This is a genomic window from Streptomyces sp. NPDC039480 (genome assembly GCF_055597165.1).
In genome coordinates, this window is record NZ_JBVITX010000005.1 from 132,757 (window position 1) to 157,242 (window position 24,486).

General features: G+C 71.2%; 17 protein-coding genes. 9 read left to right on the top strand and 8 right to left on the bottom strand.

Annotated elements, in window-relative coordinates; translation table 11 throughout:
- Positions 1-16: 16 nt before the first annotated feature.
- The 5 genes from ACZ56E_RS17575 to ACZ56E_RS17595 form a co-directional block, all read right to left on the bottom strand.
- Positions 17-1,849 carry a GAF domain-containing protein gene (locus ACZ56E_RS17575; RefSeq protein WP_471215018.1) on the bottom strand — a complete coding sequence of 611 codons (1,833 nt, stop codon included), beginning with the start codon at positions 1,847-1,849 and terminating at the stop codon, positions 17-19.
- Between the two features lie 86 nt (positions 1,850-1,935).
- The gene (mreB, locus tag ACZ56E_RS17580; protein WP_471215020.1) at positions 1,936-2,973 is read right to left on the bottom strand and encodes a rod shape-determining protein MreB; all 1,038 of its coding nucleotides are present in this window, start codon (positions 2,971-2,973) and stop codon (positions 1,936-1,938) included.
- Between the two features lie 444 nt (positions 2,974-3,417).
- Positions 3,418-3,540, bottom strand: a complete 123-nt coding sequence (locus ACZ56E_RS17585) for a hypothetical protein (RefSeq protein WP_471215021.1) — start codon at positions 3,538-3,540, stop codon at positions 3,418-3,420.
- A gap of 14 nt (positions 3,541-3,554) precedes the next feature.
- Complete coding sequence (locus ACZ56E_RS17590; protein WP_471215023.1) at positions 3,555-4,103, bottom strand: hypothetical protein; 549 nt, start codon at positions 4,101-4,103, stop codon at positions 3,555-3,557.
- Between the two features lie 29 nt (positions 4,104-4,132).
- On the bottom strand, positions 4,133-5,251 hold the full coding sequence (locus ACZ56E_RS17595; protein WP_471215025.1) for a C40 family peptidase: 1,119 nt from the start codon (positions 5,249-5,251) through the stop codon (positions 4,133-4,135).
- Between the two features lie 323 nt (positions 5,252-5,574).
- Between ACZ56E_RS17595 and ACZ56E_RS17600 the strand changes: the two genes are divergently transcribed.
- The 8 genes from ACZ56E_RS17600 to ACZ56E_RS17635 are packed head-to-tail and all read left to right on the top strand — an operon-like array spanning position 5,575 to position 14,834.
- Complete coding sequence (locus ACZ56E_RS17600) at positions 5,575-6,399, top strand: hypothetical protein (RefSeq protein WP_471215027.1); 825 nt, start codon at positions 5,575-5,577, stop codon at positions 6,397-6,399.
- A 10-nt stretch (positions 6,400-6,409) separates the two neighbouring features.
- Positions 6,410-6,826 (top strand): hypothetical protein, encoded by a 417-nt coding sequence (locus ACZ56E_RS17605; RefSeq protein ID WP_471215029.1) that lies wholly within the window; start codon positions 6,410-6,412, stop codon positions 6,824-6,826.
- A 2-nt stretch (positions 6,827-6,828) separates the two neighbouring features.
- Complete coding sequence (locus ACZ56E_RS17610; protein WP_471215031.1) at positions 6,829-7,614, top strand: hypothetical protein; 786 nt, start codon at positions 6,829-6,831, stop codon at positions 7,612-7,614.
- Positions 7,604-9,544, top strand: coding sequence for a hypothetical protein (locus ACZ56E_RS17615; RefSeq protein WP_471215033.1), 1,941 nt, complete (start codon positions 7,604-7,606; stop codon positions 9,542-9,544). Before ACZ56E_RS17610 ends, ACZ56E_RS17615 begins: the two co-directional genes overlap by 11 nt.
- Position 9,545: 1 nt before the next feature.
- Positions 9,546-11,069 (top strand): SCO6880 family protein, encoded by a 1,524-nt coding sequence (locus tag ACZ56E_RS17620; protein ID WP_471215034.1) that lies wholly within the window; start codon positions 9,546-9,548, stop codon positions 11,067-11,069.
- Complete coding sequence (locus ACZ56E_RS17625) at positions 11,069-12,619, top strand: type VI secretion protein (RefSeq protein ID WP_471215036.1); 1,551 nt, start codon at positions 11,069-11,071, stop codon at positions 12,617-12,619. The genes ACZ56E_RS17620 and ACZ56E_RS17625 overlap by 1 nt, the downstream gene beginning before the upstream one ends.
- On the top strand, positions 12,619-14,322 hold the full coding sequence (locus ACZ56E_RS17630; protein ID WP_471215038.1) for a type IV secretory system conjugative DNA transfer family protein: 1,704 nt from the start codon (positions 12,619-12,621) through the stop codon (positions 14,320-14,322). The genes ACZ56E_RS17625 and ACZ56E_RS17630 overlap by 1 nt, the downstream gene beginning before the upstream one ends.
- Positions 14,319-14,834: a hypothetical protein gene (locus ACZ56E_RS17635; RefSeq protein WP_471215039.1), complete on the top strand. Its 516-nt coding sequence runs from the start codon at positions 14,319-14,321 to the stop codon at positions 14,832-14,834. The genes ACZ56E_RS17630 and ACZ56E_RS17635 overlap by 4 nt, the downstream gene beginning before the upstream one ends.
- 728 nt (positions 14,835-15,562) lie before the next feature.
- Here the strand turns inward: ACZ56E_RS17635 and ACZ56E_RS17640 are convergent.
- Entirely contained in the window at positions 15,563-17,431 is a 1,869-nt protein-coding gene (locus ACZ56E_RS17640; RefSeq protein ID WP_471215041.1) for a glycosyltransferase family 4 protein, read from the bottom strand.
- Positions 17,431-17,754, bottom strand: coding sequence for a hypothetical protein (locus tag ACZ56E_RS17645; protein ID WP_471215043.1), 324 nt, complete (start codon positions 17,752-17,754; stop codon positions 17,431-17,433). Before ACZ56E_RS17645 ends, ACZ56E_RS17640 begins: the two co-directional genes overlap by 1 nt.
- Before the next feature lie 1,213 nt (positions 17,755-18,967).
- Between ACZ56E_RS17645 and ACZ56E_RS17650 the strand changes: the two genes are divergently transcribed.
- Positions 18,968-22,756, top strand: a complete 3,789-nt coding sequence (locus tag ACZ56E_RS17650) for a S8 family serine peptidase (RefSeq protein WP_471215045.1) — start codon at positions 18,968-18,970, stop codon at positions 22,754-22,756.
- A gap of 59 nt (positions 22,757-22,815) precedes the next feature.
- On the opposite strand, the gene ACZ56E_RS17655 is transcribed toward ACZ56E_RS17650, so the two are convergent.
- Complete coding sequence (locus ACZ56E_RS17655) at positions 22,816-24,354, bottom strand: acyl-CoA synthetase (protein WP_471215046.1); 1,539 nt, start codon at positions 24,352-24,354, stop codon at positions 22,816-22,818.
- Positions 24,355-24,486 lie beyond the last annotated feature (132 nt).

A 24,486-nucleotide genomic window follows, 5' to 3' on the forward strand; every position in this document is an offset into this window, starting at 1 on the left:
GCCTTGGAGCGCCGGGCTACAGCGGGGCCTGCCACGTCACGGTCGTGCCCGCCTCCACGCCGTCCGTGTCCCCGTCGTCGTACACCGTCAGGCGCACGCCCTCGCGGCCGTCGGGCAGTGTCGCCCGCGCGTCGACCGTCACGTCGACGCGGGAGACGCCGGTGCGGCGGGAGGTGGCGGCGAGGGAACGGCGCAGGGCGGCCAGCAGGTGGCCGGCCGCCGGGTCCGTGACGCGGGTGTCGACGGCGCCGGCGAAGTGCACCGACGGCTGGATGCCGAGGACCGCGGCGGCGCCCGCCGTCTCACGCAGGACCTTGCCGCGGAAGGTGGCCGGGGCGTCGGCGGGTGGTTGCTGGAGCGCGAAGATCGCCGTACGGACCTCCTGGATGGTGGATTCCAGCTCGTCGACGGCGCGATCGAGGGTGGACTCGACCGTGGTCGACCGGGCCCTGCGGCGGGTCGACTCCAGCATCATGCCGGTGGCGAAGAGGCGCTGGACGACGAGGTCGTGCAGGTCGCGGGCGATGCGGTCGCGGTCCTCGAAGACCGCGAGGCGTTCGCGGCTCTGCTGGGCGTCGGCCAGTACGAGGGCGACGGCGGCCTGCGAGGCGAACTGCGTGGCGAGGAGCCGCTCGGCGGAGGTGTAGGCGGGGGCGCCGCGGCGGCGGGGCAGCGCGAGCGTGCCGATGAGCCGGCCTCCCGCTTGCAGGGGCAGCATCATGCTGGGCCCGAATCGGGCCCGTACGTGCGTCGTCATACGCGGATCGGTGGCCGAGTCCTCGATGAACACGGGCTCACCCCCGAGCAACTGCGCGAGCACGGCACTCCCGGGCTCGATGGTGGTGCCGATGAGGTCGTTGGGGTGGGAGTGGGGGGCGGGGGTGCGGGGGGTGGGGCTACTGGCGGTCGCTACTTCGTGGCCGGGGGTGCGGGTGCTCGTGGGGGCGTGGCCTGCCGTGCTGTGGTTCGCCGTTGCGGCGTTCGTCGTGGCGTCGCCCCTCGTCCCGGTGTTCGCGGTGCCGTCGCTGGCCGTCCCGGCGCCCGCCGTGCCATCGCTCGCAGGACGGTCGCTTGCCGTCCTGGCACCTGTCGCCCTCTCGCTCGCCGCCGCACCATCTGCTGTTCCGACGCTCGTCGTGGCGGCGGTTGGCCTCCGTGTGTCCGCATCGCGGCCGCCCCCCGCGCGCTCTCGGGCCGAGGCGCCCCAGCCGTGGGGTTCGCCGTCTGTGGCGGCTGCGACGATGCGCATGCCGCCTGCTTCTGTGGGCTGCAGGATGACCCCCGCTGCCGCGCCCGCGAGGATTCTTGCCCGGTCCGCGACCGTCATCAGTGCGTCGGGTGCGGTCTCGCCGGTGAGGAGGGCCGTGGTGACGGCCGCGGCGCCCTCGATCCAGCGCTCCCGTTGGCGGGCCGCCTCGAACAGGCGGGCGTTGCCGATGGAGATGCCCGCCTGGCTCGCCAGGATCCGCAGGAGCTGGCGGTCCTCATCGGTGAAGGGGCCGCCGCCCTCCTTGCGGGCGAGCAGCAGCGTGCCGAAGGGCTCGTCGTGGACGTGGATGGGTACTTGGACGACGGTGCCGTCCTTGGTTCCCTCCGGGTGCACCTTCGGCACGCCTTCGGGGAAGCGGCCGGGGCCGCCCGCCACGAACAGTTCCGTCGGCCCCTCCTGACCTGCGGAGGCGTCGACGGAGAGCGTGCCGAGGCCCGCCCCGGTCAGCCGCGCCGCGCCGTCCACGATGTGCTGGAGCGTCGCGCGGAGTTCGAGGTCCGTGCCGACGCTGAGGACCGCCTCCAGGATCGGCTGCAGCGAGGGGGGCGGCGCGTCCGTTCCTTCGGGCGTCTCCGTCACGTATCGACGTACTCCGTATTTCGTATGCCGTATTTCGTATTTTGTATTCCGTGCTCAATGGCGGTGGCAGTCGCGGCCTCTTGCCGTCAGCCTGACAGCGGGTCCAGGACCAGTGGCTGGATCTTGCCCTCCAGCATCGCACCAAGTCCCAGTACGGCGCACACATCCGGCCGTTCCGCGATATGTACCGGCATTCCGGTCGCGTCCCGAAGCATCTGGTCGAGGCCGGGGAGCAGCGCGCTGCCGCCGACCAGCATGATGCCGCGGTCCGCGAGGTCGGCCACCAGGTCCGGCGGGCAGTCGCGCAGCACCTTGCCGATGCCGTCGAGGACGGCGGTGAGCGGGGTGTGGATCGCCTCGCGGACCGCGGCCGTGTCCACCTGGACCGAGCGGGCCACGCCCGTCGCGACGTCCCTGCCGTGGATCTCCGTGGACTCGGGCCCCTGCGGGGTGAGGCCGTTGCCGCGCAGGGCGAGCTGGAGGGGGCGTACGGACTGGGAGGGCAGCATCAGTTCGTGCTGGTGGCGCAGGTGCTGCACGATCGCGTTGTCGATGGCCTCGCCGCCCACGGGAACGCGTTCCGCCGTCACGATCGAACCGAGCGAGAGGACCGCGACCTGCGTCGTGGCGGCGCCGCAGACGAGGATCATCGTCGCCTCGGGGCGCTCCACGGGGAGTCCGCAGCCGACAGCCGCCGCGATGAGCGTGTCCACCAGCTCCACGCGGCGTGCGCCGAGCCCGACCATCGTCTCCACGGCGGCGCGCTGCGCCAGCGGGTCCGCGTCGTGCGGGGTGCAGGCGGCGGCACGCAGCCGGGGCTTGCGGCGCAGAGTGCGGCGCAGCTTCTCGCCGAGCAGGTGCCGCAGCATGCGCTGGGCCATCTCGATGTCGACGACGGTGCCGCCGGAGACGGGACGGACCACGCGGATGTAGCCCGGCGTACGCCCCGTCATCTGCTCGGCGAACTGGCCGACCGCGATGAGCGCGCCCGTCCGGGTGTTCACGGCGGCGGCGCTCGGCTCGTCGACGACGAGACCCGCGCCCTTCACGAACACCCGGGTCCTCGCGGCACCCATGTCGACGGCGATGTGGCAGCGGCGCAACTGCTCCAGACTGACGGTCATGGCAGGTCCTCCCGAGAGCGCAGACCGTATGGACCGCCGGACGGCGGTCCTGTCTCGCATCGTGCGGCGCACGCGCGCGCCTCGCGCGCTGGGTTGAGCCGGGCGGGGTGCCGCCGCACGGGTGGTCTTTGGTGATGGCCCCTCAGGCGCTAAGGACGATCCCGATGAACGCGCGCACGAAGCCGACCGTGCGTGTGGGCCCGACGACGGTGAGAGCCACCGCCCTGTACTCCGGTGTGCTTGACGGCACGGCCCTGCCGTCCCGGCAGGCTGTGGGCGGCCCGAGGGACGAGCAGGTCGGTTCTTGCATTGGGCGGGCAACGAAAGGCACCAGCTCGGCGGCGCCAGGCGCTGACGCGGAGGCGGCCAGGCCCGAAGTCGAGGGACGGCAGACTCCAGGGTGGTGAGGACCGCTTTCGGAGCGGTGACCTGTCGTGCGGGGCTCTACGCCCGGCTCACCAGATTGGCCGCCGAGCCCTGGTATGTCTCGTACAGGAGGCGTCCCGTCGCCCGCAGGTCGGCTTCGCGGGCCAGCACGTCGAGGGGGGCGAGGGTGAAGCCGCACAAGGGCTGACCGTGGGTCAGCCCGGATTCGAAGAGGCGGCCGCGGACGGCAGGGCCTCTTGGTGCAGGCGGCGCCGGATGTGCCAGACGGCCTGGGAGTCGGCACCGTGGATGTCGCCGGCCATGGCCAGCAGGTCCTGACCCAGGAGATAGCTGTGGTCGGAGGCGGGCATGGAGCGCCACATCTCGAAGGCGCGGAACGTCGCGTCGGTGACGTCGGGGTGGCTGCGGCCCTGGAGGGAGGCGCGGGCCCGGGCGCAGTGCAGATACCAGGCCAGGCCCGCAGCGTGATCCCCTGTCAGGGCGGCCAGATAGCCGCGTACTTCGCGGACCTGGACGGTGTGCAGGTGCGCCTCTCCGTGCGCGGTGACGATCTCTTTCTCCAGCTCAACGGCCAGCGCGACGGCATCGTGCGGGCGTCCGCTCTCGGCGGCGCTCGCGATCTCTATCAGCCGGGCACGGAAAGTGTCGGTCGCCGCCTCGGTCACCAGCTCGCCGGGGGCGGGAGCGGTCCAGAACTGCGGCGTCACCTCGCCCCAGGGGTGGTAGAGGACCTCATCGTGCATCGGCTGAACTCCTTGCAGTGGTACGGCGCTCACCAGTTCACCACCCGCCGGACTGAGGTGATGCGGGTCAGTGCGCTGGTGGACTTGCGCCAGCTGTCATAGGTGACCACGCGGGTCTTTATCCCGGTCCGCGGTGCCTCGACGATCATGTTGTGCCCGATGTACATGCCGACGTGGCCGGGGCGGGCCTCGCTGCCGTCGGAGCCGGCGTTGAAGACGAGGTCGCCGGGCTTGGGCTTGTCCATGCTGACGCGGCGGCCCACCTTGACCTGGTCGTAGGTGACGCGCGGGATGTCGACACCGGCCTTGTTGTAGGCCTGCTGCATCAGCGAGGAACAGTCGCACCAGTGGGCGGGGTTCTTGCCGTGGGCGTCGGTGCAGGTGCCCCCGAGCTGGTACCAGCCGCCGCGCTGCTTCAGGGCCCAGGCGACGGCGATCTTGACCTTCTTGGGGGTGCCGTCGGGCAGTTCGTAGCCGGCGGGCAGTACGGCACTGGCGCTGCCGCGGGGGGCGGAGAAGCGGGCGCTCATGGCCAGGATGTTCTTGACGTAGTTGTAGGTCTGCCCGGCGGCGAACGACCGGGGCGGCACCCCGCCGAACTCGACCACGCGTCCCCACCCGGCGTTGTAGGCGGCCAGGGCCTTTTCAATGGGGCTGCCGCTGTATTCGGGATGCTTCTTGGCCGTCGCGAGCAGCTTGCACATCATCCGGCCCTGCGAGGGGATCGCGTCCTTGGGGTCCCACACGTCTTTGTCCCCGTCCCCGTCGCCGTCGATGCCGGAGGAGGCCCAGGTGCTGGGGATGAACTGGGCGATCCCCAGGGCCAGCGGCTTCTTCACGCCGTTCACGTACTGGTAGGACTGCGCGCGGGGATTGAAGTTGCTCTCCTGCTTGAGCTGAGCCGCCAGCACACCGGGCGACAGGCCTTCGCTACACGCGGCCGCAGCTTCGGTGATCAGCGTGGCGTAGGCGGCGGGGACCCCGCCGTTGCCGATGCGCAGCCCACCGCCGGCCGGGTCGACGGTGAAGCCGCCGCCCTCTTCGTCGTCCTGGAACGTGGCGATGAACAGCACCAGACCGAGGCCGAGAGCCACGGGCGTCATCACGAGGCCGGCCGCCACGGCGATCAGCCAGCGCTTGACCTTCATCTGTCCCCTGACCCCCTTCTGACCTGCCTTCTGGTTTGCTCCCCCAAACCAGGAATTCGGAGCCCTCAGATAGGAACCAAGGTCCGAATCAATGCGTGATCTCCCGTGACACTATGGCATCACCGCTTCTAATGCGACGACCGTAACCCCCTTGAGGGCGACGCCTGTTGGGAGTGTAGGGTCCGGCTAAGGATCCGTGGCGAATGCATTGACCAGGGGTATTAACCCATGCAAACGTCGTGGCGGCTTGCGGGGGGAATGTGGGGAAGAAACTTGTAGCAGCGCCGGTCTTGCCCGGGGAGGCGCGCCTGGTGGTGCCGGTCATGGCCGCCACCGGCGGTAGCGGACGCTCGACCGTGACCGCGCTGCTGGCCGACCGGCTGGCCGCGCAGGGCCGCGCCGTGGTCTTGGACCTGGCGCCGCGGCTGTCCTCACCCTGGCCGCCCCAGGTGAACGGCCAGGAGGCGGGGGGACTGCCCGCACTTCCTGCCGACCAGCCGCTGACCAGGACACGTGTGCGACAGGCTGCCGCCGCCCAGGCCGCCTCGGGCGGCGGGCACTGGCAGGTGCTCACCGATGCGCGGGAGTGGCACGCCCCGCCGCTGGCCCTGCCGCAGGACCCGGCCGCGTGGTATCAGCTGGGTGCGCTCGGCGGCTGGCAGAGCGTGATCGCCGACACCGCGCACCCGCTCACGCATGACCTGCTCACCGCCCGCTGTCAGGGCGAGCTGGGCCACACGCGTGGCTGGTTCGAACTGCCCTGTTCGTTGCCTGTGTTGTGCGCCGATGCAAATGCCACCGGCATTCATGCCCTGCAGCAGGCCGTGATGGCGCTGCACGCCGAAGGCCTGCCGCTGCAGCGCACCGTCGTCGTGCTGGTCTCCACCGGCGATGGCCGTCCGCCGGCGGTGGTCCGGGCTGGGGCCACGATGCTCACCGCCCGCGTGTCCGCCGTCATCCAGATGCCCTACGACCCGCAGCTGCGGGCGCACGGGCTGGCCGGACTGCCCCGGGTGCGAGCGCGCACCGGGCAGGCGGCCGATCAGCTGACCCGTGCCGTGCTCGCCGCGGCGCACACCGTGTGGGGCCGGCCGCTGCCCGCGGCGCCCCAGCCCGCTCCGCTTTCCGTTGCCGTTCCTGCCCTTTGACGAGGAATCAATGAGCCAGATCTTGACCTTCCTGCACGCCGTTGCCGCCGACCCGCAGTGGCACGCCCTGGCCGATGCCCACACGCCCGGTGCGGCAGCCGATGCCCACCTGGCGGCCAGTGGCGCGGACGGCTCGCTGCTGGCCGCCCCGGACAAGCCGGTGCCCAACGTCACGCCGGACATGCCCCAGGAAGTCGATAAGCCCGTGCAGAACATCCTGAACTGGACGGCGGGGCTGGGCCTGGCCGGCGCGGTGATGGGCGGCCTGCTCGGCTGGGCCGCGGTGGCGGTGGGCCACAACAGTGAGCGCGCCGCGCTCGCCGCCCGCGGCAAGCAGGGCATCCTCTGGTCGCTGCTCGGCGCCGGCGGCATCGGCGTCACCTCGGCGCTGGTGCTGGCCTTCTTCAACATGACTGACGGCGGCTGACGGTGGATCACGACCGCAAGGCCCGCCGGGCCAGGCTCACCCTCGTCGGGATCGGCGTGCTCACCGCCGGAGCGCTGGTGGGCGGAGCACTGACCGCGTACGCGGTGCTCGGCGACGACGACACGAAGAACGACAGCGGCAAGCCCGCCGCCAGCTCCAGCCCGCGGCCCGGTGCGTCCAAGTCCAAGGAGCTGATGTACCCGGACATGACGCCGGAGAAGGGCAACAAGGTCAAGCTGAGCAAGCCCACCGGGCAGAAGGACGGCGTCTCCACCGGCTTCCCGCACACCACGGACGGCGGGATCTCCGCCGTGGTCACCTTCTGGGAGGAGTACGCCTTCCTCGACGACCAGAAGGCGCGCCAGCAGCTCGACGCGGTGACCTCCCCCGACGCCCCCGAGTTCGCCGACGAGCAGGTCTCCGCCGTCCGGGAGCTGCGCGAGGACACCGGCCTGCCCCCCTCCGGCGGAGCACCCGCCGGCGTCACCTTCACCACGTCGGTGAACGCCGCCCGCGTCCGCTCCATCCCCGCCCCGGGCACGGAGCACGGGGACGTGCTCAACGTCTGGCTCGACTACGACCGCTACGCCAGCAAGGCCGACGGCGGCACCGACAAGGAACCGCTCAAGGGCGAGACGGTCGACTTCGTCATCAAGTGGCAGGACGGGGCCTGGAAGTTCACCAACGAGCCCGAGCTGTGGAAGAAGCGGGACTTCCCCGTGACCTATGCCCCCGACTCCGCCCCGGCGTGGCAGGACGGCTGGTGGCAGGTGCGGCATGCGGACTGACCGCATGCGCCGTGCCGGATGCCTGATCGTGGCGCTGCTGGCACTGTTCCTCTCCGCGGGCGGCGGGCTGGCCACCGCACCGGTGGCTGTGGCCGCCGACCGCTGGGACGACTGGCACGTGGACTGGGGACCCAAGGACGACAAGTCCTACCCCGATGAGTGGAAGGGGGACCGGGTCGGCGTCGACAAGGACAACAACTGGTGCAACGTCGACTCCCTCTACAACGCCCAGCAGAACGGCCATGCCAAGGGTGAGACCTGCGTCGAGAACGTCGATGAGAGCCCCGGCCGCGTCGACCCGTGCGAGATCGACAGCAAGCAGTGCGGGGGCCCGGAGGCCAAGAAGCGCGAGAAGGAACGGCTCGCCAAGTGGCGCAAGGACGCCCGCGAAGGCGTCCGCGAGGACAAGTACGACGCCGAGATGGTCGAGAAGTACGACAAGAGCCTGACCAAGTGCGTCGACAAGGGCGTGCCGTTCAAGGCCTGCCTGCAGCTGGCCAGCGGCGAACACGGCAGCCTCAAGAACCGCGATCTCGCCGACTGGGTCGGCGACAAGATTTCCGAGATCGCCCGGGACGCGCTGGAAGAGGCCGCCCAGTACATCGGCAACGCCACCGTGTGGCTGCTGGAGGGCTTCGCCGACATCTTCAACAAGTCCTCGGTGATCGACCTGGATGACACCGGGGTCGGCAAGGTCACCGGCATTGCGACCGCGCTGTCCGCAGTGATCGCCACGTTCCTGCTGCTGCTGCAGTTCGGGAAGGTCTCCATCAGCCACCAGGGTGGTCCGGCGGCCACCGCGCTGGCCGGCCTGGCGAAGTGGGCGGTCATCTCCTCCGTGTACTGGGTCGCCGTGCAAACCGCCCTGACCTGGTCCGATGCCGTCTCCACCTGGATCATCAACTACAGCTTCGACGGCGGCGGGTCGGGCCAGGAGGACGCCGCCAAGGCCATGCAGACCCAGCTGGGCACGATGTTCGGCGGCCTGATCACCGGCGGCGGAGGCGGCGCCACCGCAGGCGGCGCCCTCATCACCGGCAGCGGTGTCGCCCCGGCCGCCGTGGCGGTGGTCATCGTGATCGGCATCGTGTGCATCCTGGCCATCGCCGCCCTGTGGCTTGAGGTCCTGCTGCGCCAGGCCGGGATCATGATCCTGGTGGCCACGATGCCCATCGTGCTGGCCGGGCAGCTCTCCGACGCGACGCAGGACTGGTGGCCCAAGGCCCGCGACGCGCTGATCGCCCTCATTTTGATGAAACCGTCCATCGTCCTGGTTTTCAGCATCGGGTTCTTCGCCATGTCCCAGGGCAAGGGCGTCCAGAACGTGCTGGTCGGCCTGATCATCTTCATCCTGGCCGCCTGTGCCTGGCCGGTGCTGGCCAAGTTCATGACCTTCACCTCCAACGGCGGTGGCTCGTCCGTGGCCAGCGGACTGCTCAGCTCGATCGGCTCGTCGGCTGCCTCCGGATCGGGCGGCTACCGCCCCGAGCTGGGCGGCGCCGGAGCCGTCGGCGGGGGCCCCGCCTACACCCGGGCCCTGGAGAAGGACGCCACCCAGACCGCTGCCAGCGGCTCCAACGCCTCGGGCGGCAGCAGCTTCAACAGCACGCCCAGCACCGGCGCGAAGGGCGCCGTCGGGCGCTTCGGCAGCAAGGTCGCCGGCCCGCTGGGCCTGGGACTGCAGGTGGTGGGCGCGGGCAAGGACACCCTCGAGTCGGGCATGGCCAACACGGCCGCGAACGCTGGGCTGGACCACGGGTCCGCCGGCGGCCGCCACGTCGTCCTCGCCCGCCGCAGCGGGGCGGGCGCCGCCCCGGCCCCGCAGGACAACCCCGGCCTACAGGAGAGCGTGCCGCCCCCGCGCGCCCCAGGCTCAACCGCCCCCAGCCCGACCCCGCTTGGGCCTCCCCCGCCTGCAAAGGAGTCCTGAGATGGCCCAACCGGTCACCTACGGCGGCTGGCAGTCCGAGCGCAGCGGCTTCATGGGCCGCCTGTCCGGGATCGGCTTCGTGTTGGTCGCGGGCGGCTCCGGGCTCCTGCTACTGCCGATCAACCTCAGCAGCTGGACGGCCGTGCTCGTGTGCGTCCCCCTGGCGTTGTTGTTGTTCGCACTCGCCTTCGGGCGGGTCCTCGGCCTGAGCGCCGACGAATGGATCTTTCTCGCAGTGAGGCATCAGATCGCCGTGGCCACCAAGCGCAACATTTTCATGTCCGGCGCCTTCGCGCCCCGCTCCCGCACCAGCGGCCAGCAGCCCATGGACCTCCCCGGAGTGCTGGCCCGGCTACGGTTCCTGGAGGCCTCAGACGGGCTGGGCAGCGCCCTGGGCATCTCCCACGACCCGGTGGCCGGCACCTACACCGCCGTCGCCAAGATCACCTTCCCCGGGCTCGCGCTCATCGACAGCGAGAAGCAGGCCACCCGGGTCGCCTCCTGGGCGGCCTTCCTGCGCTCGTACTGCACCGAGGACTCCCCGGTGGTGCGCATCGCCGTCCACCAGCGGTGCCTGCCCGACGACGGCGCCGCGCTGCGCAACTGGACCGAACGGCACCTGGCCGCCGAGGCCCCGCCCCAGGCGGTCAGCGCCCTGACCGAGCTGATGGAGGGAGCGGGCCCGGCCGCCACCACCCGCGAGACCTACCTGTCGATCACCCTGTCCTCCGCCCGGGCCCGGCTGGCCATCAAGGGCGCTGGCGGCGGCCAGGTCGGCGCGGCCGCGGTCCTGGTGCGCGAACTGCACGCGATGCACGGCGCGCTCAGCTCCGCCAGCCTGCAGGTCGTCGAGTGGCTCGCCCCGCGCGCGCTCGCCCAGGCGGTTCGCACCGCCTACGACCCCGAGGCTCAGCTCATGCTCGCCACCCGCAACGCCGCCGCCCAGGCACCCGACTGGCAGGGCGTCGAGGCCGGCGTGCCCAGCGAGCTGGCCGGCCCGGCCTACGCCGAGACCGCCATGGGCACCTACCAGCACGACGGCGCCTGGACCGTCTCCTACCAGGTGCGCACCTGGCCGCAGGCGGACGTGTACGCCACCTTCCTGCAGCCGGTGCTGCGGCCCCGGCAAAACGCCCGCCGCTCGCTGAGCATTATCTACGAGCCGGTCGGCCCGCGACGTGCCCGCCAGGACCTGGCGCGCGAGAAGGCCAAGCGGGAGTCCGCCCGCAAGCTGCGCTCCAAGACCGGCCAGGACGAGTCGGAGGACGAGCGCCGCGAAGCGATGATCGCCCGGGCCCAGGACAGCGCCCGGGCCTCCGGGCAGGGCGTGGTGCGGCTGACCGCCGTCCTGGCGGTGACCGTCACCGACCTGTCCGAGCTGGAGACGGCCTGCGCCGAGTTGCAGGCCGACGCGGCCGCCTCCGGACTGGAGTTGCGCCGCATGTGGGGCGCCCAGGACGTCGGCTTCGCCGCGGCCGCTCTGCCCCTGGGGCAGGGCCTGCCGGAGCGGAGGATCGGTTTCTGATGGCACTGCTCAAACGCCGCCCCAGCGATGACACCCTGCTCAAGGCCGCCGGGATCGGCGAGGCCACTGGGCTCGATCAGCGCCCGGCGCCGGTGCCGGCGCCCCGGCTCAGCGCCCGTGACCAGCGCAGCGCTCAGCGCCTGGAGGACGCCGAGTCGGTGATGCGGGTGGCCCCCAAGAAGGGCTGGGCCCACTCCTATGCGGGCCGGGCCGCCTCGCTGCCCCGGGTCGAGGTGGTGCGCGCGGACACCGCCAACGCCGCCGGCGCCTACCCCTTCCTGCACGCCGCGAGTCTGCCGCCGATCGGCGCCTACATCGGGCAGAACACCCTGACGACGGAGGCCTTCTCCGCGCACCCGGCGGCCTGGGTGCAGCAAGGACTGGTCACCAACCCCAACGTGATGCTCACCGGGATCCCCGGCTCCGGCAAGAGCGCGCACGTCAAGGCGCTGTGCTTCCGGCTGATGGCGTTCGGCCACCGCACGCTGATCGCCGGAGATGTGAAAGGAGAGTACGCCGGGCTGTGCCGCCACCTCGGCGTCGAGCCGGTCCGGCTGGGCCCCGGCCTCCCCGGCCGCCTGAACCCGCTGGACGCCGGACCGCTGGGCCAGGGCCTGGACCAGATCAAGGACCCGGCGGAGCTCCGCGGCCGCCTGCGTGAGATCCACCGCCGCCGCCTGACTCTCCTCAAGGCCTTGCTGGAGCTCCAGCTGCGCCGCAACCTGCAGCCGCAGGAGGAGGAGGCCTTGGACGTCGCGGTGCGCGAGGTCACCGGCGAGCTGCACGGCCAGACCCGGCTGGACGTGCCCACCCTGCCGCTGGTCTACGACAAGCTGCGCGATCCCACCCGCGCCATGGCCGACGAGCTGCGGGTACGCGACAGCGAGGTCCAGCGCACCCGCGAGCAGATGGAATCGATCCGCTCGGCGCTGGGCGGCATGGTCAACGGACATCTGGGCGGCCTGTTCGACCAGCAGACCTCCATCGGCCTGGATTGGGACGCCCCGATCCAGTCGGTGGACGTCTCCGCCCTGGAGCAGTACGGCGACGAGACCGTCGCCATGGTGCTCACCTGCGTCAGCTCCTGGGCCCAGGCCGCCATCGACCGGCCCGGCCACCGCCCGTGGATCGTGGTGCGCGACGAGCTGTGGCGGCAGATGCGCTCGGGCGGCGCCTCCCAGGTCAAGAAGATCGACGCCGACCTGCGGCTGTCCCGCGCCACCGGCACCATCCAGCTGCTGGCCACCCACCGGCTCTCGGACTTCGAGTCCGTGGGCGCCTCGGGGTCCGAGGCCGTCAACATCGCCAAGGATCTGATCTCCAGCTGCGAGACGCGCATCCAGCTCGCGCAGGACACCCGCCCGCTGCAGATCACCCGGGAGGCGATCGGCCTCACCGATGCCGAATGCGACCTGATCGGCTCCTGGGGCGCCGGACAGCGCGGCCGCGCGCTGTGGAAGGTGGGGCGCGGCGGCGGCCACGCGGTGCAACTGGTCCTCTCCCACACCGAGGAACAGCTCTTCGAGACCGACGAGAAGATGGCGCTGTAATGGCTGACAAGCCCGCCGCCGCCGGCGGCCTGGACGACAACTCCCTGCTGGCCGCCTACGGCGCCGGGCTGGCCGTCGCCGTCGGCGGATCGGTGCTCCTGGCCGGCCCGCTGGCCGCCGCGCTCTCCGGCCGCGGCTGGGCCCAGCGCACCGCCAGCATCCCCGAGACCGCCCTGTTGGGCGTGGTGCGCGGGCCCGCCGCGGTGTACTCCCCCGCGCCGCCCGCCTGGCTGTTCTACCTGCTCACCGTCGTCTTGCTGGTGGGACTGTTCGCCCTCGCCCTCAAGGCGGTCACCGCCCTCAACCGCAGCGGCCGCACCGGCGGAGCGCAGTGGGGCGGCGCCACGGTGGAGCGCAAGCTCGCCGCCCAGCAGGACCCCGCCCAGCGCGCGGGCCGGCTCACCGCCGGGCGCGGCACGCACACCAAGAAGATCGTGGGCGCCGAGCCGAACATTTCCGCCGTGGTTTTCGGCATGCCCGGCAGCAGCAAGACCACCGGCCTGGTGCTGCCCAACGCCGCCGAATGGCAGGGCCCGCTGGTCGTGACCACCACCAAGGGCGCCGACCTGGACGTCATCTACGCCCGCCGCGCCGCCCTGGGGCCGGTGTGGGTGATCGCCCCGGCCGGGGTGCCCGGCCGAGAGGCGCACCGCTGGTCCCCGGTGGACTACTGCACCGATGCCCGCGCCGCCGACCGGATGGCCGCCTGGATGGCCGAGGCCTCCTCCTCCGGCGAGGACAAACGCGCCGCCCCCTGGGTCGACCAGGCCAAGAGCGTCCTCAAGGGCGTGCTGCTGGCCGCCAACCTCTCCGGCGGCGGCGTCAGCGCCATGCGCCGCTGGCTCTCCCTGGGCAAGGACGCCGTCGACCACGTCCGCTCGGTGCTCCAGCAGCACGGCTTCGACGAGGTCGCCGACGACTACGCCTCGCCCTGGCTGCGGCTTCACGAGGACGGCATCGGCTCCATCCAGTTCAGCCTGAACGTGCTCGCCCGCGTCTACGCCGACGAGGAGGTCCGCGAGTCCTGCGCGGGCACAGACTTCACCGTCGAAGAGCTCCTGGACCGCAACGGCACCATCTGCATGATCGCGAACCCCAGTGACGCCGAGCGCTTCGCCCCGCTGTTCACCTCGATCATCGCCTCGGTGATCCACGGAGCCGAGGCGCGCTACAACCAGACCGGCAAGGCCCTCGATCCCGCCCTGGGCGTGATGATCGACGAGGCCGGGAACGTGCTGCGCTATCCGCGCCTGCCCAACATCCTGACTACCGGGCGCGGCATGGGCATCGTCCTGTTGACGATCTGGCACGACCTGTCCCAGCTGCGCGAACGCCTGGGCCTGCAGAAGGCAAACACGGTGATGTCCGCCAGCGGCCTGCGCATGCTGCTGCCCGGCTGCGGTGACCTGGAGACGCTGCGCTACTTCAGCAGCCTCTACGGCCGCACCGAGGTCGGCCGCACCTCGCACGGCCGCTCGCGCGGCGAGCTGTCCACCAACACCACCCCCACCGAAACCGACCTCGCCCCCATCCATTCCCTGCAGCAGCTGGAGGACTTCACCGCCATCGCGCAGTACTCCAACAAGCCGCCGATCAAAGTGCGGATGCGGGTCACCTACCGCGACAAGGACCTCAAGCAGTTGCTCGCCGAGGCGGCCCCGGCCGTCACACTGCACAAGTCCGGACCGGGGGCGGGGCCGTGAGCGATGCCCTGGACAAGCCCGCCGACCTGTGGCCCACTCCGCCCGCCGCGGCACCGGCACCGCAGGCGCAGTACTGGGTGTGGGACGCGATGGAGCCGCCGGAGCGGCGCGCCCGCCTGCGCGAGCTGGCCGGGTGGGTCACCTGGCTGCGCCACACCTTCGAGCTGCACAACGACATCCCGGAGTGCTGGTACAAGCACCGGCCGGTGCGCGAGGTCCTCACCGCGCTCTACGTGGGCTGGGTGCGCACCTATGCCGGAGAACCGGGCGCCGGCCGCGAGCTCGCCGAAGCCGAGTGGATCAACACGCTGCGGGCACTGCGGCCCGAACTCAAGCTGCCCGCCTGCATCTCCGGGCACCAGGACCCGCCCCCGCCGCCCCCGCCGCGGCCCGGCGCGCGCGAGGCCTTCGACCTGTACCTGGCGACCTCCGAGGACACCACCGCCCACGCCTGCCACCCGGCCCATGCCGAATTCCAGCGGCGGGCCGCCGCCGTCGGCCCGCCGCTGTAGTGCTGCAGTGGAAGGGAGGAAGGGAGATGACCAGTCGCTTCACGGCCTCGGGACATGTGCTGAACCGGAGGCCCGGGACGAGAAGGAGAACCGCTCTGTAGGCAGGCGCCGTGCCTCGGCTGGGAAGCGGAAGGTCCCTGTCGCTGTGGCGCCGACGCCGGACGAGAACGCACAGAACGAGACGGCGGCGCCCCCTGCCGCCCCCATGAGCCTCGAGCCCCCGCCTCTCCTGCAGTACCACCACAGTGCCGGAAGCCGACATACCCGGCGAGTAGAAGCCCCTCTGTCGCCGCGCAGAGAGTGAACTGCGTCGCCGAAGCCACCTGTCCCCTGTCGAGCAGCAAACCGAGGACTCCGAACGGCAATGACGACGGGTCCAGTCCATCACCCGCCCCGGGCCCTTGCCGGGCCACGGTCCACGCCGTGGCCGCACTCGTAGTCGAGGCGCCGAGTGTTCAGCGCCGGTGAAGCCCCCGTAATGTGACCGCACTCTGATCACCCATCACTGTGGCTGGCATCCGGATCGGGCAGAACGTAGTGGTTCGTGACAGCCGAGCTGATGCAAGGGGGCCAGCCGTCGCTGAGCGGGAACATCAGGAACTGGGGCCGTATAAGCGGTGGCACTGCAGGAGACCGACGCGATGCAGAAGGAATCGCCGAGGTGGGGCCCCCGGAGTGCCCACTTGGAGGGGCACCCCGAACTGGTCCCGCCGCGGCGGGGCGGCAGCCTACAGCGATTGGCCCGTGCCGGGAGAGCGCTGTTGTGGACCGGGATGCGGAGGTGTCATGGGCGTGGAGGAGCGCTGCTGCGGAGCGAGGGCTTGGCGAGCAGCTTCCTCGGCCTGGCGCTGATGAAGGGGCATAGCGGCGCGCCGCTGGAGTTCGTTGCCGATCGCCTGTGCCTGGTGGGCTGCCACCTCGCCCACGGTGCGGGTGTCGGCTGCCGCCTTCTGGGCGTAAGTGACGTCCTGCCAGGCTACGGACCTGGCCCGCTCGATGGCCTCAGCGTCGGCGCCCTGGGCGCGCAGCTGGGCAGCTACGGGCCCTCCGTCGTATTCTTCATAAGCGGTACGCAGCGCGACATGCTGCTGCAGCAGCTCGCGGGTCCGCTCCACGGCCGCTTCCCCAGCGCGCTGACTGCGCTCTTGGAGCGCAGCGAGTTGAGCATCGTCGTACGCCGCCCAGGCCTGCGCAGGTTCCGTCGTGCTGCCGCTAGTCGACTCCTGCGGGTTGCTGTAGGGCGGTAGGCCGCGGTCGCTCCGTGCGGGGGCTGATCGCTCGGTGGCCTCGTTGCGCCGGTCGTCCGCTGTCCCGGTGCTGAGATCCGGCTGTACGGCCGCATCCGGAAGAGTAGGCGGCTGCTGAGCGGACGTCGGCCGCTGGCGCTGGCTGGCCGTGGCTGTGACAGACCAAGATCTGGCAGCCGTAGTGGTGCTTCTGGCCGTTCCGGTCGCCAGCTGAGTAATGCTTGTGTCCATGGCCTGGGCTGAATGCTTCCAGGTGTAGTTCTGGCCGAGGAAGTCCTGCAGTTCCCGTGCCCGGGCACGGGTCTGGGCCAATGCGTCAGGACTGAGTCGTTCCTTGATGTGTTGGGCCCACAGCGGTACCAGTTGCTGGTCGTCGGCATTCGGGGTCGCTTGAACGACGCACGGCTGGCCCAAGTGAGGAGGTATTCGGCGGGCATCGCTGAAGAACAGACCGGCGCCGGTGTTGCTGGCCACCGCGACGGCTACGCCGAATCCTGCGGCTTCAGTGGCGACCAGGCCGAACCCTTCATGTCTCGATGGCATGAGAACCATGTCGGCTCCACGAATCTCTGCCTCGATCAGGGCACGGTCCGGAGTGAACGGCTTGACTTTGACGGGAAACTGAGCGATATCTGACAAGGCTCGTTCCTGGGCGTGTATCTGTGCTGGTTGTGCTCCCAGCACGGTCAGTTGGAGGTCGACGCCCTCGGCGCGGAGCCGGCCAGCAGCCTGGGCCGCCAGGCGCGCTCCCTTCAGCGGGTCATCGGCCCGACCGAACAAGAGAAGGTTGAGCCGGGACTGCAATGGTGATGGTGCGGGTGGGTCGCCCAAGACAACGCCGGGTGGCATCTCGGCCACCAGTGGGGGAGTTGGGGACATGCGTGCCAGGCGCGCCGCGTCGTCGGTGAGCAGCGGTCCGAGGCCCATGGCGATGTCGGCCTGCCCAATGAGGCGTCTCTCGGTGTTGGCATGCTCGGTCGCCTGCAGCGGGTCGTCCCGGAGCCGGTCCAACTCGTCGGTGAGGGCATGCACTATGTGCACAACTTTTGCCTGCGGGTAGAACTGGTCGCGCAGGTAAGAGGCGGCTCCGCCGGTGAAGCGTCCATGCCCGACGATGACGTCGATGTTACGCGGCAAGCCGTCTGCTCGCAGCAATTGCCCGCGTTCATCAGGGACGCCCAGGACAGGTTCGAGGCCCTGCACCTGGACACGGGAGTGCGGAGGGCTGGGCACGCTGACGCGTGCGGTGACGTCGTGGCCCATGTCAGCGAGAGCGATGGACAGTTCGCGGTTGACGGTGACGCCACCGCTGTGGCCTGCCCAGGCCGTGGAGAGAGTGAGAACGCGCATCAGTCGACGAGCCCACCGGCGTTGGCCATGCGTTCAGCGAGGTCGCTGGTCACCTGCGCGAGTTCTTCGGCGCCCGAGGAAGCCGCTCCGTGCGCGAGGTCATGCCGCAGCCGGGCGGCGAACTCCTTCAACAGGGCCGCGCTTGCCAGTGCTTCGGTGCCGGTGATGGTCACGCGCGCGTCATCGAGCCTGCCGGACAGGTTTTCGCGCTGCTCCGCCGCCTCCTCCGTAAAGCTGACGGGCCGGGATACAACCGTTCCAGAGGCGTCCCGCAGGTACCGGCGGCTGCTCAGCATGTGTTGCCTGGGGTCCAATTCGGTCATGAGAACAATCCTTCGCTTCGGCATGTGTGGGTGACAGGACGTGATGGTGCGATGCCGATGCCATCAGCAGGCGCCCGCAGACTCGTCGCCCCCAGCGTCCAAGCGCCGGATGACGGCACAGCCCTCTGTAGATCATCATGTATGTGAAGTCGGCGGCACCGAAATAGTCATATTCGATGACCTTGATGGGGGCCAGATCGTCCATGAGAACGGGAGTTTCCCGTCAGGCCTCTCGCCGGGCCGTCTCCTCGCCGCACCGCTCTTGCGCCTGAGTGTGTCCGCCTGCCAGATCGAGGCCGGCGACCACCATCGTCCACTCGGCAATGCAGGCGACGACCAAAACGCGGGTCACTTTTCCCGGCAGGCGGGTGTGCGGCACCCATGGGGGTCAGCCGCGCCGGTGCGCACGCCTCCATGGCTGTGGAGCGGCGATCTACGGGCTGCGCGATGGCCGTGCCTGATGTGGCGTTCATGTCACCTTGCGCCACCTCTCTTTCCTGATCATTATGAGTACGGAGGTCCAGGGGGTACCGCTCCAGGTGGTCCAGAGGGACACCAGCGAAGGGGCCTTCGCGAAGGGGCACGTCCGTCAGCTCAAGGCGCTGGGGGCGGCCGTTGCAGCGGTGGGTGATGACGGTGCTGGTGGGCCGGTTCATCTCGTACGGTGGGATGCTGTCCGGACCAATGCTGCGCAGCAGGGTGTAGCGGCGGGTCGTGCCATGACACTGCTCACCGGGGCCCCATAGTTGAGGACCGCCCGCGGAACGGTGGCACCTTCGCCTGCCCGACTCACGCGGGTCACGCCGGCAGCGGCAGGCGCACCTCTGCCCCGACGATGCCCAGTAACACTCAAGATCCGGGCTTCCGCTGCCGGAAACCCGAGACACTCACCGCAGATGGCCCACCAGCAAGTACGCGTACGTCCGTGCGTGCCCGAGCCTTCGTACTCACGCCGGAACCGGTCCGCTCCCTGGGCCGTCCCCTCGGGCCGGACGATTGTCCACGATCACCGGCAGTCCTTCCGGTCGATCTGTTGGGCCCCAAGTCCCCGACCGGGTCGTGCCATCGCTGCGCGAGGCCCTTTGACTGGCGGATACGTGCCCTGGCGGCTTTCCGCCACGCCCCATCAACTTCCCTGCAACACAAGGACGCTGAGACTTTTCGCAGCACTCGGGCACCACCCCTGCCCGGGGCCGACGAAGAGAGGCAGCCTATGAACAGAGCCCCCGTGTGGCGCAGCGCCCCCGTGCGGAGCGGTGCCCCTGTGTGGAGCGGCGCCCCCGTGCGGAGAAGAGCCGCGCTCGTGGCCGCCGCCGGTCTCGCGTTCGCCCTGCTTCCCGCCGGGCAGGGCGGCGCCGTGGCCAACGATGGTCCCGAGGCCGCGGCCGACCCCGCCCCTGCCCCCGGCGCCCACCACACCGTCACCCTCATCACCGGCGACAAGGTCACCGTCACCCGGCTCCCCGGTGGCCGACAGGCCGTCACCGTCGACCGGCCCGCCGGGGCGAGCGGGGCGGTGAGGAGTCAGCTGGCGGACGGGCACCTCACCGTCGTACCGGACGAGGCGCGGCCGTATCTCCGCTCCGGTGTCCTCGACGAGCGGCTGTTCGACGTGACCGAGCTGATCCGGCAGGGGCTCGCGTCCGCGGAGCGGGGGGAGGCGGGTGGCGGGTTGCCCCTCATCGTCACCTACGACAAGAAGGCCCGGGGCGCCCGCGAGCTGCCGCGCGGGGTCGACAAGGTGCGCTCCCTGGAGAGCATCGAGGGCGTCGCCGTCACCGCGGAGCAGCCGAGCGCACTGTGGCGCTCCCTGCGCAAGCAGACGGCGAGGGCGGTGAAGACGGCGAGGGCGGCGAAGGTGGCGAAGACGTCAAAGACGCCCCGCATCGACAAGGTGTGGCTCGACGGGCGCGTCCACGCGGACCTGGCGCAGAGCAACGCGCAGATCGGCACCCCGAAGGCCTGGGAGGCCGGCCTCACGGGCAAGGGCGTCAAGGTCGCCGTCCTGGACACCGGCTTCGACACCGGGCATCCGGACCTCGAGGGGCGCGTCGCGGAGTCCAGGAGTTTCATACCCGGCGAGGAGGTCGCCGACCGCAACGGACACGGGACGCACGTCGCCTCCACCGTCGGCGGCAGCGGCGCCGCGTCCGACGGCGGCAAGGAGAAGGGCGTCGCGCCCGGCGCCTCGCTCGCCGTCGGCAAGGTGCTCAGCGACGAGGGCTTCGGCAGCGAATCCGAGATCATCGCGGGCATGGAGTGGGCGGCGAAGGACGTCGACGCCGAGATCGTGTCGATGAGCCTCGGCTCGCAGGAGGCCAGTGACGGCACCGACCCGATGGCCGCCGCCGTGAACTCCCTCTCCAAGGAGACCGGCGCCCTCTTCGTCGTCGCGGCGGGGAACACCGGCGCGCCCTCCTCCATCGGCTCGCCCGGCGCCGCCGACTCGGCGCTGACCGTCGGCGCCGTCGACTCCGCCGACGAGGCCGCGTACTTCACGAGCCGGGGCCCGCGCGCCGGTGACCACGCGCTCAAGCCCGACCTGTCGGCCCCCGGCGTCGACATCCTCGCCGCCCGCTCCCAACTCGCCGAAGGCGACGGCCTCTACACCGAGATGAGCGGTACGTCGATGGCGGCCCCGCACGTCGCGGGCGTCGCCGCCCTGCTCGCCGAGCAACACCCCGACTGGACGGGCGCGCGGCTCAAGGACGCCCTGATGTCCACCGCGACACAACTCGACGCGTCGGCGTACGACTTGGGGGCGGGCCGGGTCAGCGTGCCCGACGCCGTCGACGCGCCCGTCACCGCGACCGGCAGCGCCGACCTCGGCTTCTACGGCTGGCCCTACGAAGACAATGAGCCGGTCGACAGGACCATTACGTACGCGAACTCCACCTCCGAAAAGGTCGAGTTGAGCCTCGACGTCCAAGGCGCCGCCGACGGCGTCGTCACGCTCGCCCACTCCACCCTCACCGTCCCCGCCCACGGCACCGCCTCCACCACCGTCACCGGCGACGGCGCGCGGGCGCCCGTCGGGAAGACCAGTGGCGCCGTCGTCGCGAGCGTCGGCGGCAAGAAGGTCGCGCACACCGCGTTCGGGCTGGTCAAGGAGGAGGAGCGGTACACGCTCACCGTGCACGTCAAGGACCGTGCCGGTGCCGCCGCCCCCGCCGACCTCGTGGTGCAGCGGCTCGCCGGGGGCGTCGACCCGTTCCCGGCCGCCGTCGGCGACTCCGGCACCCTGAAGCTGCGCCTTCAGCCGGGCACGTATGCCCTGTCGACCTTCCTCGACGTGCGCGGCAGCAAGGGAGAGGACTCCCTCGGCCTCGGGTTCCTCGCCGACCCGGAGATCCGCCTCGACCGGGACCGCACCATCACCCTGGACGGGCGGAAGCTGCGCGAGATCACGGCCGACGTGGACCGGCGCACCGAGACCAGGCAGCTGCTGATGGAGTACGACAGGAAGGCCGGCGGCGCCGATCTGATGGGCGCCGTTCAAGTGCCCGTGAAGTACGACAGCGTCTTCGCCGCGCCGACCGAGAAGGTCACCGAGGGCAGCTTCGAATACCGCACCGTATGGCGGCTCGGGAAGCCCCTCGTGGAGGTGAAGGGCCTGCGCGAGGCCGTCGCCCAGCCCGGCGGGACCATCGCCGAGGGGCGGCGGAAGTGGGCGCTTGTGGACGCGGGCGACGGCACCCCGGCCGCGTACGAGGGCAAGGACGTCCGTGGCAAGGCCGTCGTCGTGCGCCGCACGGACGCGGTCACGCCGGAGCGGCTCGGGCAGGCCGCGCAGGACGCGGGCGCGGCTGCGCTGTTCGTGACGGACGGCAGGGCAGGGAGGCTGAATGCCTGGTTCGGCACCGGCGACAACGGCGACCGGCCCCTTCAGATCGCCACGGTCGACGCCGCCGACGGGGCCCGGCTGATCGCGGCGGCGAAGGCGGGCAAGAAGGCCGAGAGCACCGGCACCCTCAACACCCCCTATGTGTACGACCTCTCCGAGGGGCACGAGGGGGCCGTACCGAAGAACCTCGCCTATGAGCCCGGTAAGCGGGAACTGGGCGTGCTCGACACGAAGTTCCACGCGGTGAAGCCCGCGGCGGGCAGCGAGTTCCGCTACTCCATCACCGACACCTTCCCCGTCGGCCTCGGCTTCCAGGAGAAGATCGACTACCCGGCCGAGCGGACGGAGTACGTCTCCACGGGCAAGGGCCAGCTGTGGCACGAGTCCGTGTCCACCGGGCCCGGCGCGCTGGAGGAGCGCAGCGGCCTCGTCGCCTACCGGGGCGGCAGGCAGGTGGAGTTGAACTGGTTCAAGCCGGTGCTGCACCCCTGGCTCGGCACCGGCCTCGGCTGGGGCCAGACGCGCAGCGGGAACGACCTGGCGTTCAACGTGCCCGGCTGGGGCGACTCGGGCCCCGACCACACCGGCTTCGGCGACGTCTGGAGCGAGGACTCGATGACGCAGGTCAGCGAGGTGTTCGTGGACGGGGTGAGCGCCGACCGGCGCAAGAGCTCGGGCGTGTACGTGTGGGACGCGGATCCCGCGGAGCGGACGTACAAGGTCGTGACCGACACGACCCTCGACCCCGAGAGGTGGCACCTCGCGACGAAGGGCCACGCGGAGTGGACCTTCCGGTCCAAGGAGACGCCGGCGGACAAGAAGACGTACCTGCCGCTCCTCAACCTCGGGTTTGACGTCGACACGTCCCTGTCGGGCGACGTGCGCGGCGGGCGGACCGTGCCGGTCGGGATCTTCGCGGAGTACGTGAAGGGGGCGCCGGACACGGGTGCCATCGGGGGCGGGAAGCTGTCCGTCTCGTACGACGAGGGGGCGACGTGGAAGGAGGTGCCCCTGGATCGGGACGGCAAGAAGGCTGCCTGGGAGGGGGAGTTGATGGTTCCTCGTGATGCCGGGTCCGTGTCGTTGCGTGCCTCTGCTTCCGACGACCGGGGCGGGGTCGTCTCCCAGGAGATCATCCGGGCGGTGGGGGTGAAGTAGCCCTCCGGGGTGGGGCCCGTGTCGTTCACGGACACGGGCCCCACCCCAGGCCCTCTTCGTCAGTCGCCGGTGGGGCTCGATTCCAGGGCCCGCTTCATGATCTTCCCCATGTCGTTCCGCGGCAGCGCCTCCAGATACCGCACCACCCGCGGCCGCTTGTGCGGAGCCAGGCTGGACGCCACATGGTCCGCCAACTCCCCGGCGGTGGGCGGCGCCTGCGGGTCGGCGGGGACCACCCACGCCACGATCCGCTCGCCCAGGTCGGGGTCCGGCTCGCCGGTGACGGCGGCCTCCCGCACCCCGGCGTGTTCGAGGAGCGCGTTCTCGATCTCACCCGCGCCGATCTTGTAGCCGCCGCTCTTGATGAGGTCGGTGGCCTTGCGGCCGACGATGCGGACATAGCCGTCGGCGTCCCGTACGGCCATGTCGCCGGTGCGGAACCAGCCGCCGGGCGCGAAGGCCGCCGCGGTCGCGTCGGGGCGGTTCAGGTACTCCGTGAACAGGTTGGGGCCGCGCACCTGGATCTCACCGACCGCCTCGGCGCCACCGTCCGCCGCGATCCCGCCGTCCGCCCCGGGGCCGTCCGCCGTGATCTCCTCGCCCGCCTCGTCCACCAGCCGCAGTTCGACGCCCGGCAGCGGTACGCCGACCGCGCCCGCGCGGGGCTCCCCGTCGGCCCGCACGCTCGTGTTCATGAGGGTCTCCGTCATGCCGTACCGCTCGATGACGCGCCGGCCCGTGGCGGCCGCGATGCGCTCGTGGTCGTGGACCGGGAGCGCCGCCGAGCCGGACACCAGGAGCCGCGCCCCGGCCAGCGCCTTCGCCAGCTCCGGGTCGTCCGGCAGGGCCTCGGCGATCCGGTGGTACATCGTCGGTACCCCGAACAGCATCGTCGCCCCGGAGCCGAGCTCGCGCGTCACGCCCTCGGTGCCGAACCGGCCGAGGTGCCGCACGGAGCCGCCGCGCCGCAGCGGGCCGAGCGTGCCGAGGATCAGGCCGTGCACATGGAACAGGGGCAGGCCGTGCACGAGGACGTCGTCGCCGGTCCACTGCCAGGCGTCCGCCAGGGCGTCCAGCGTGGTGGCGATCGCGCGGCGCGGCAGGACGGCGCCCTTGGGCGGGCCCGTCGTGCCCGAGGTGTAGACGATCAAGGCGGGGGATTCGGGGTCGGGCGCGCCTGCTGGGCCTTGGGCGGTCGCGCCCGCCAGTCGTTCGGCGGCCGCGTCTGCCGCGCGGGCCGCGCCGTCCGGCCGTACGCCGACGTCGTACCGTTCCACGTCGGCCAGGGCGGGCGGCAGGGCGACGCCGGGCTCGACGAGCACCAGCGACGGCGTGCTGTCGCGCAGGATGTGCGAGAGCTCGGAGTCGCCCGACTTCGGGTTGAGCGGCACGGCAGGCACCCCGGCGAGCAGCGCGGAGACCACGCCGACGGCCGTCTCCAGGGACGGCGTCGCCCACACGGCGACGCGGCTCTCGTCGCGCAGTCGCAGCGCCAACGAGCCTGCCAGAGCGGCCAGTTCGGGGTAGGTCAGCGAGCGGTCGCCGAACCGGAGGGCCTCGCCGCGCGCGGTGTTGAGGGCCGGGAAGAGGGGATCCACGTGTCGTACTCCTCGAAGTCCGTCGGGTGGTGCGTGCAGAGCATGTGCAGTCTCTGCACCGGGGCGTAATGAGAGTGTTACGCCCCTGAAGGTGCGGTGTCACAGTGATCACTGAGGCTGATGTGGCTGTCC

Coding starts and splice junctions, on each gene's coding strand:
- mreB (WP_471215020.1), bottom strand. CDS start 2,973: ATGACCGTCAGTCTGGAGCAGTTGCGCCGCTGCCACATCGCCGTCGAC.
- ACZ56E_RS17590 (WP_471215023.1), bottom strand. CDS start 4,103: ATGCACGATGAGGTCCTCTACCACCCCTGGGGCGAGGTGACGCCGCAG.
- ACZ56E_RS17595 (WP_471215025.1), bottom strand. CDS start 5,251: ATGAAGGTCAAGCGCTGGCTGATCGCCGTGGCGGCCGGCCTCGTGATG.
- ACZ56E_RS17600 (WP_471215027.1), top strand. CDS start 5,575: ATGGCCGCCACCGGCGGTAGCGGACGCTCGACCGTGACCGCGCTGCTG.
- ACZ56E_RS17605 (WP_471215029.1), top strand. CDS start 6,410: ATGAGCCAGATCTTGACCTTCCTGCACGCCGTTGCCGCCGACCCGCAG.
- ACZ56E_RS17615 (WP_471215033.1), top strand. CDS start 7,604: ATGCGGACTGACCGCATGCGCCGTGCCGGATGCCTGATCGTGGCGCTG.
- ACZ56E_RS17620 (WP_471215034.1), top strand. CDS start 9,546: ATGGCCCAACCGGTCACCTACGGCGGCTGGCAGTCCGAGCGCAGCGGC.
- ACZ56E_RS17625 (WP_471215036.1), top strand. CDS start 11,069: ATGGCACTGCTCAAACGCCGCCCCAGCGATGACACCCTGCTCAAGGCC.
- ACZ56E_RS17630 (WP_471215038.1), top strand. CDS start 12,619: ATGGCTGACAAGCCCGCCGCCGCCGGCGGCCTGGACGACAACTCCCTG.
- ACZ56E_RS17640 (WP_471215041.1), bottom strand. CDS start 17,431: ATGCGCGTTCTCACTCTCTCCACGGCCTGGGCAGGCCACAGCGGTGGC.
- ACZ56E_RS17645 (WP_471215043.1), bottom strand. CDS start 17,754: ATGACCGAATTGGACCCCAGGCAACACATGCTGAGCAGCCGCCGGTAC.
- ACZ56E_RS17650 (WP_471215045.1), top strand. CDS start 18,968: ATGAACAGAGCCCCCGTGTGGCGCAGCGCCCCCGTGCGGAGCGGTGCC.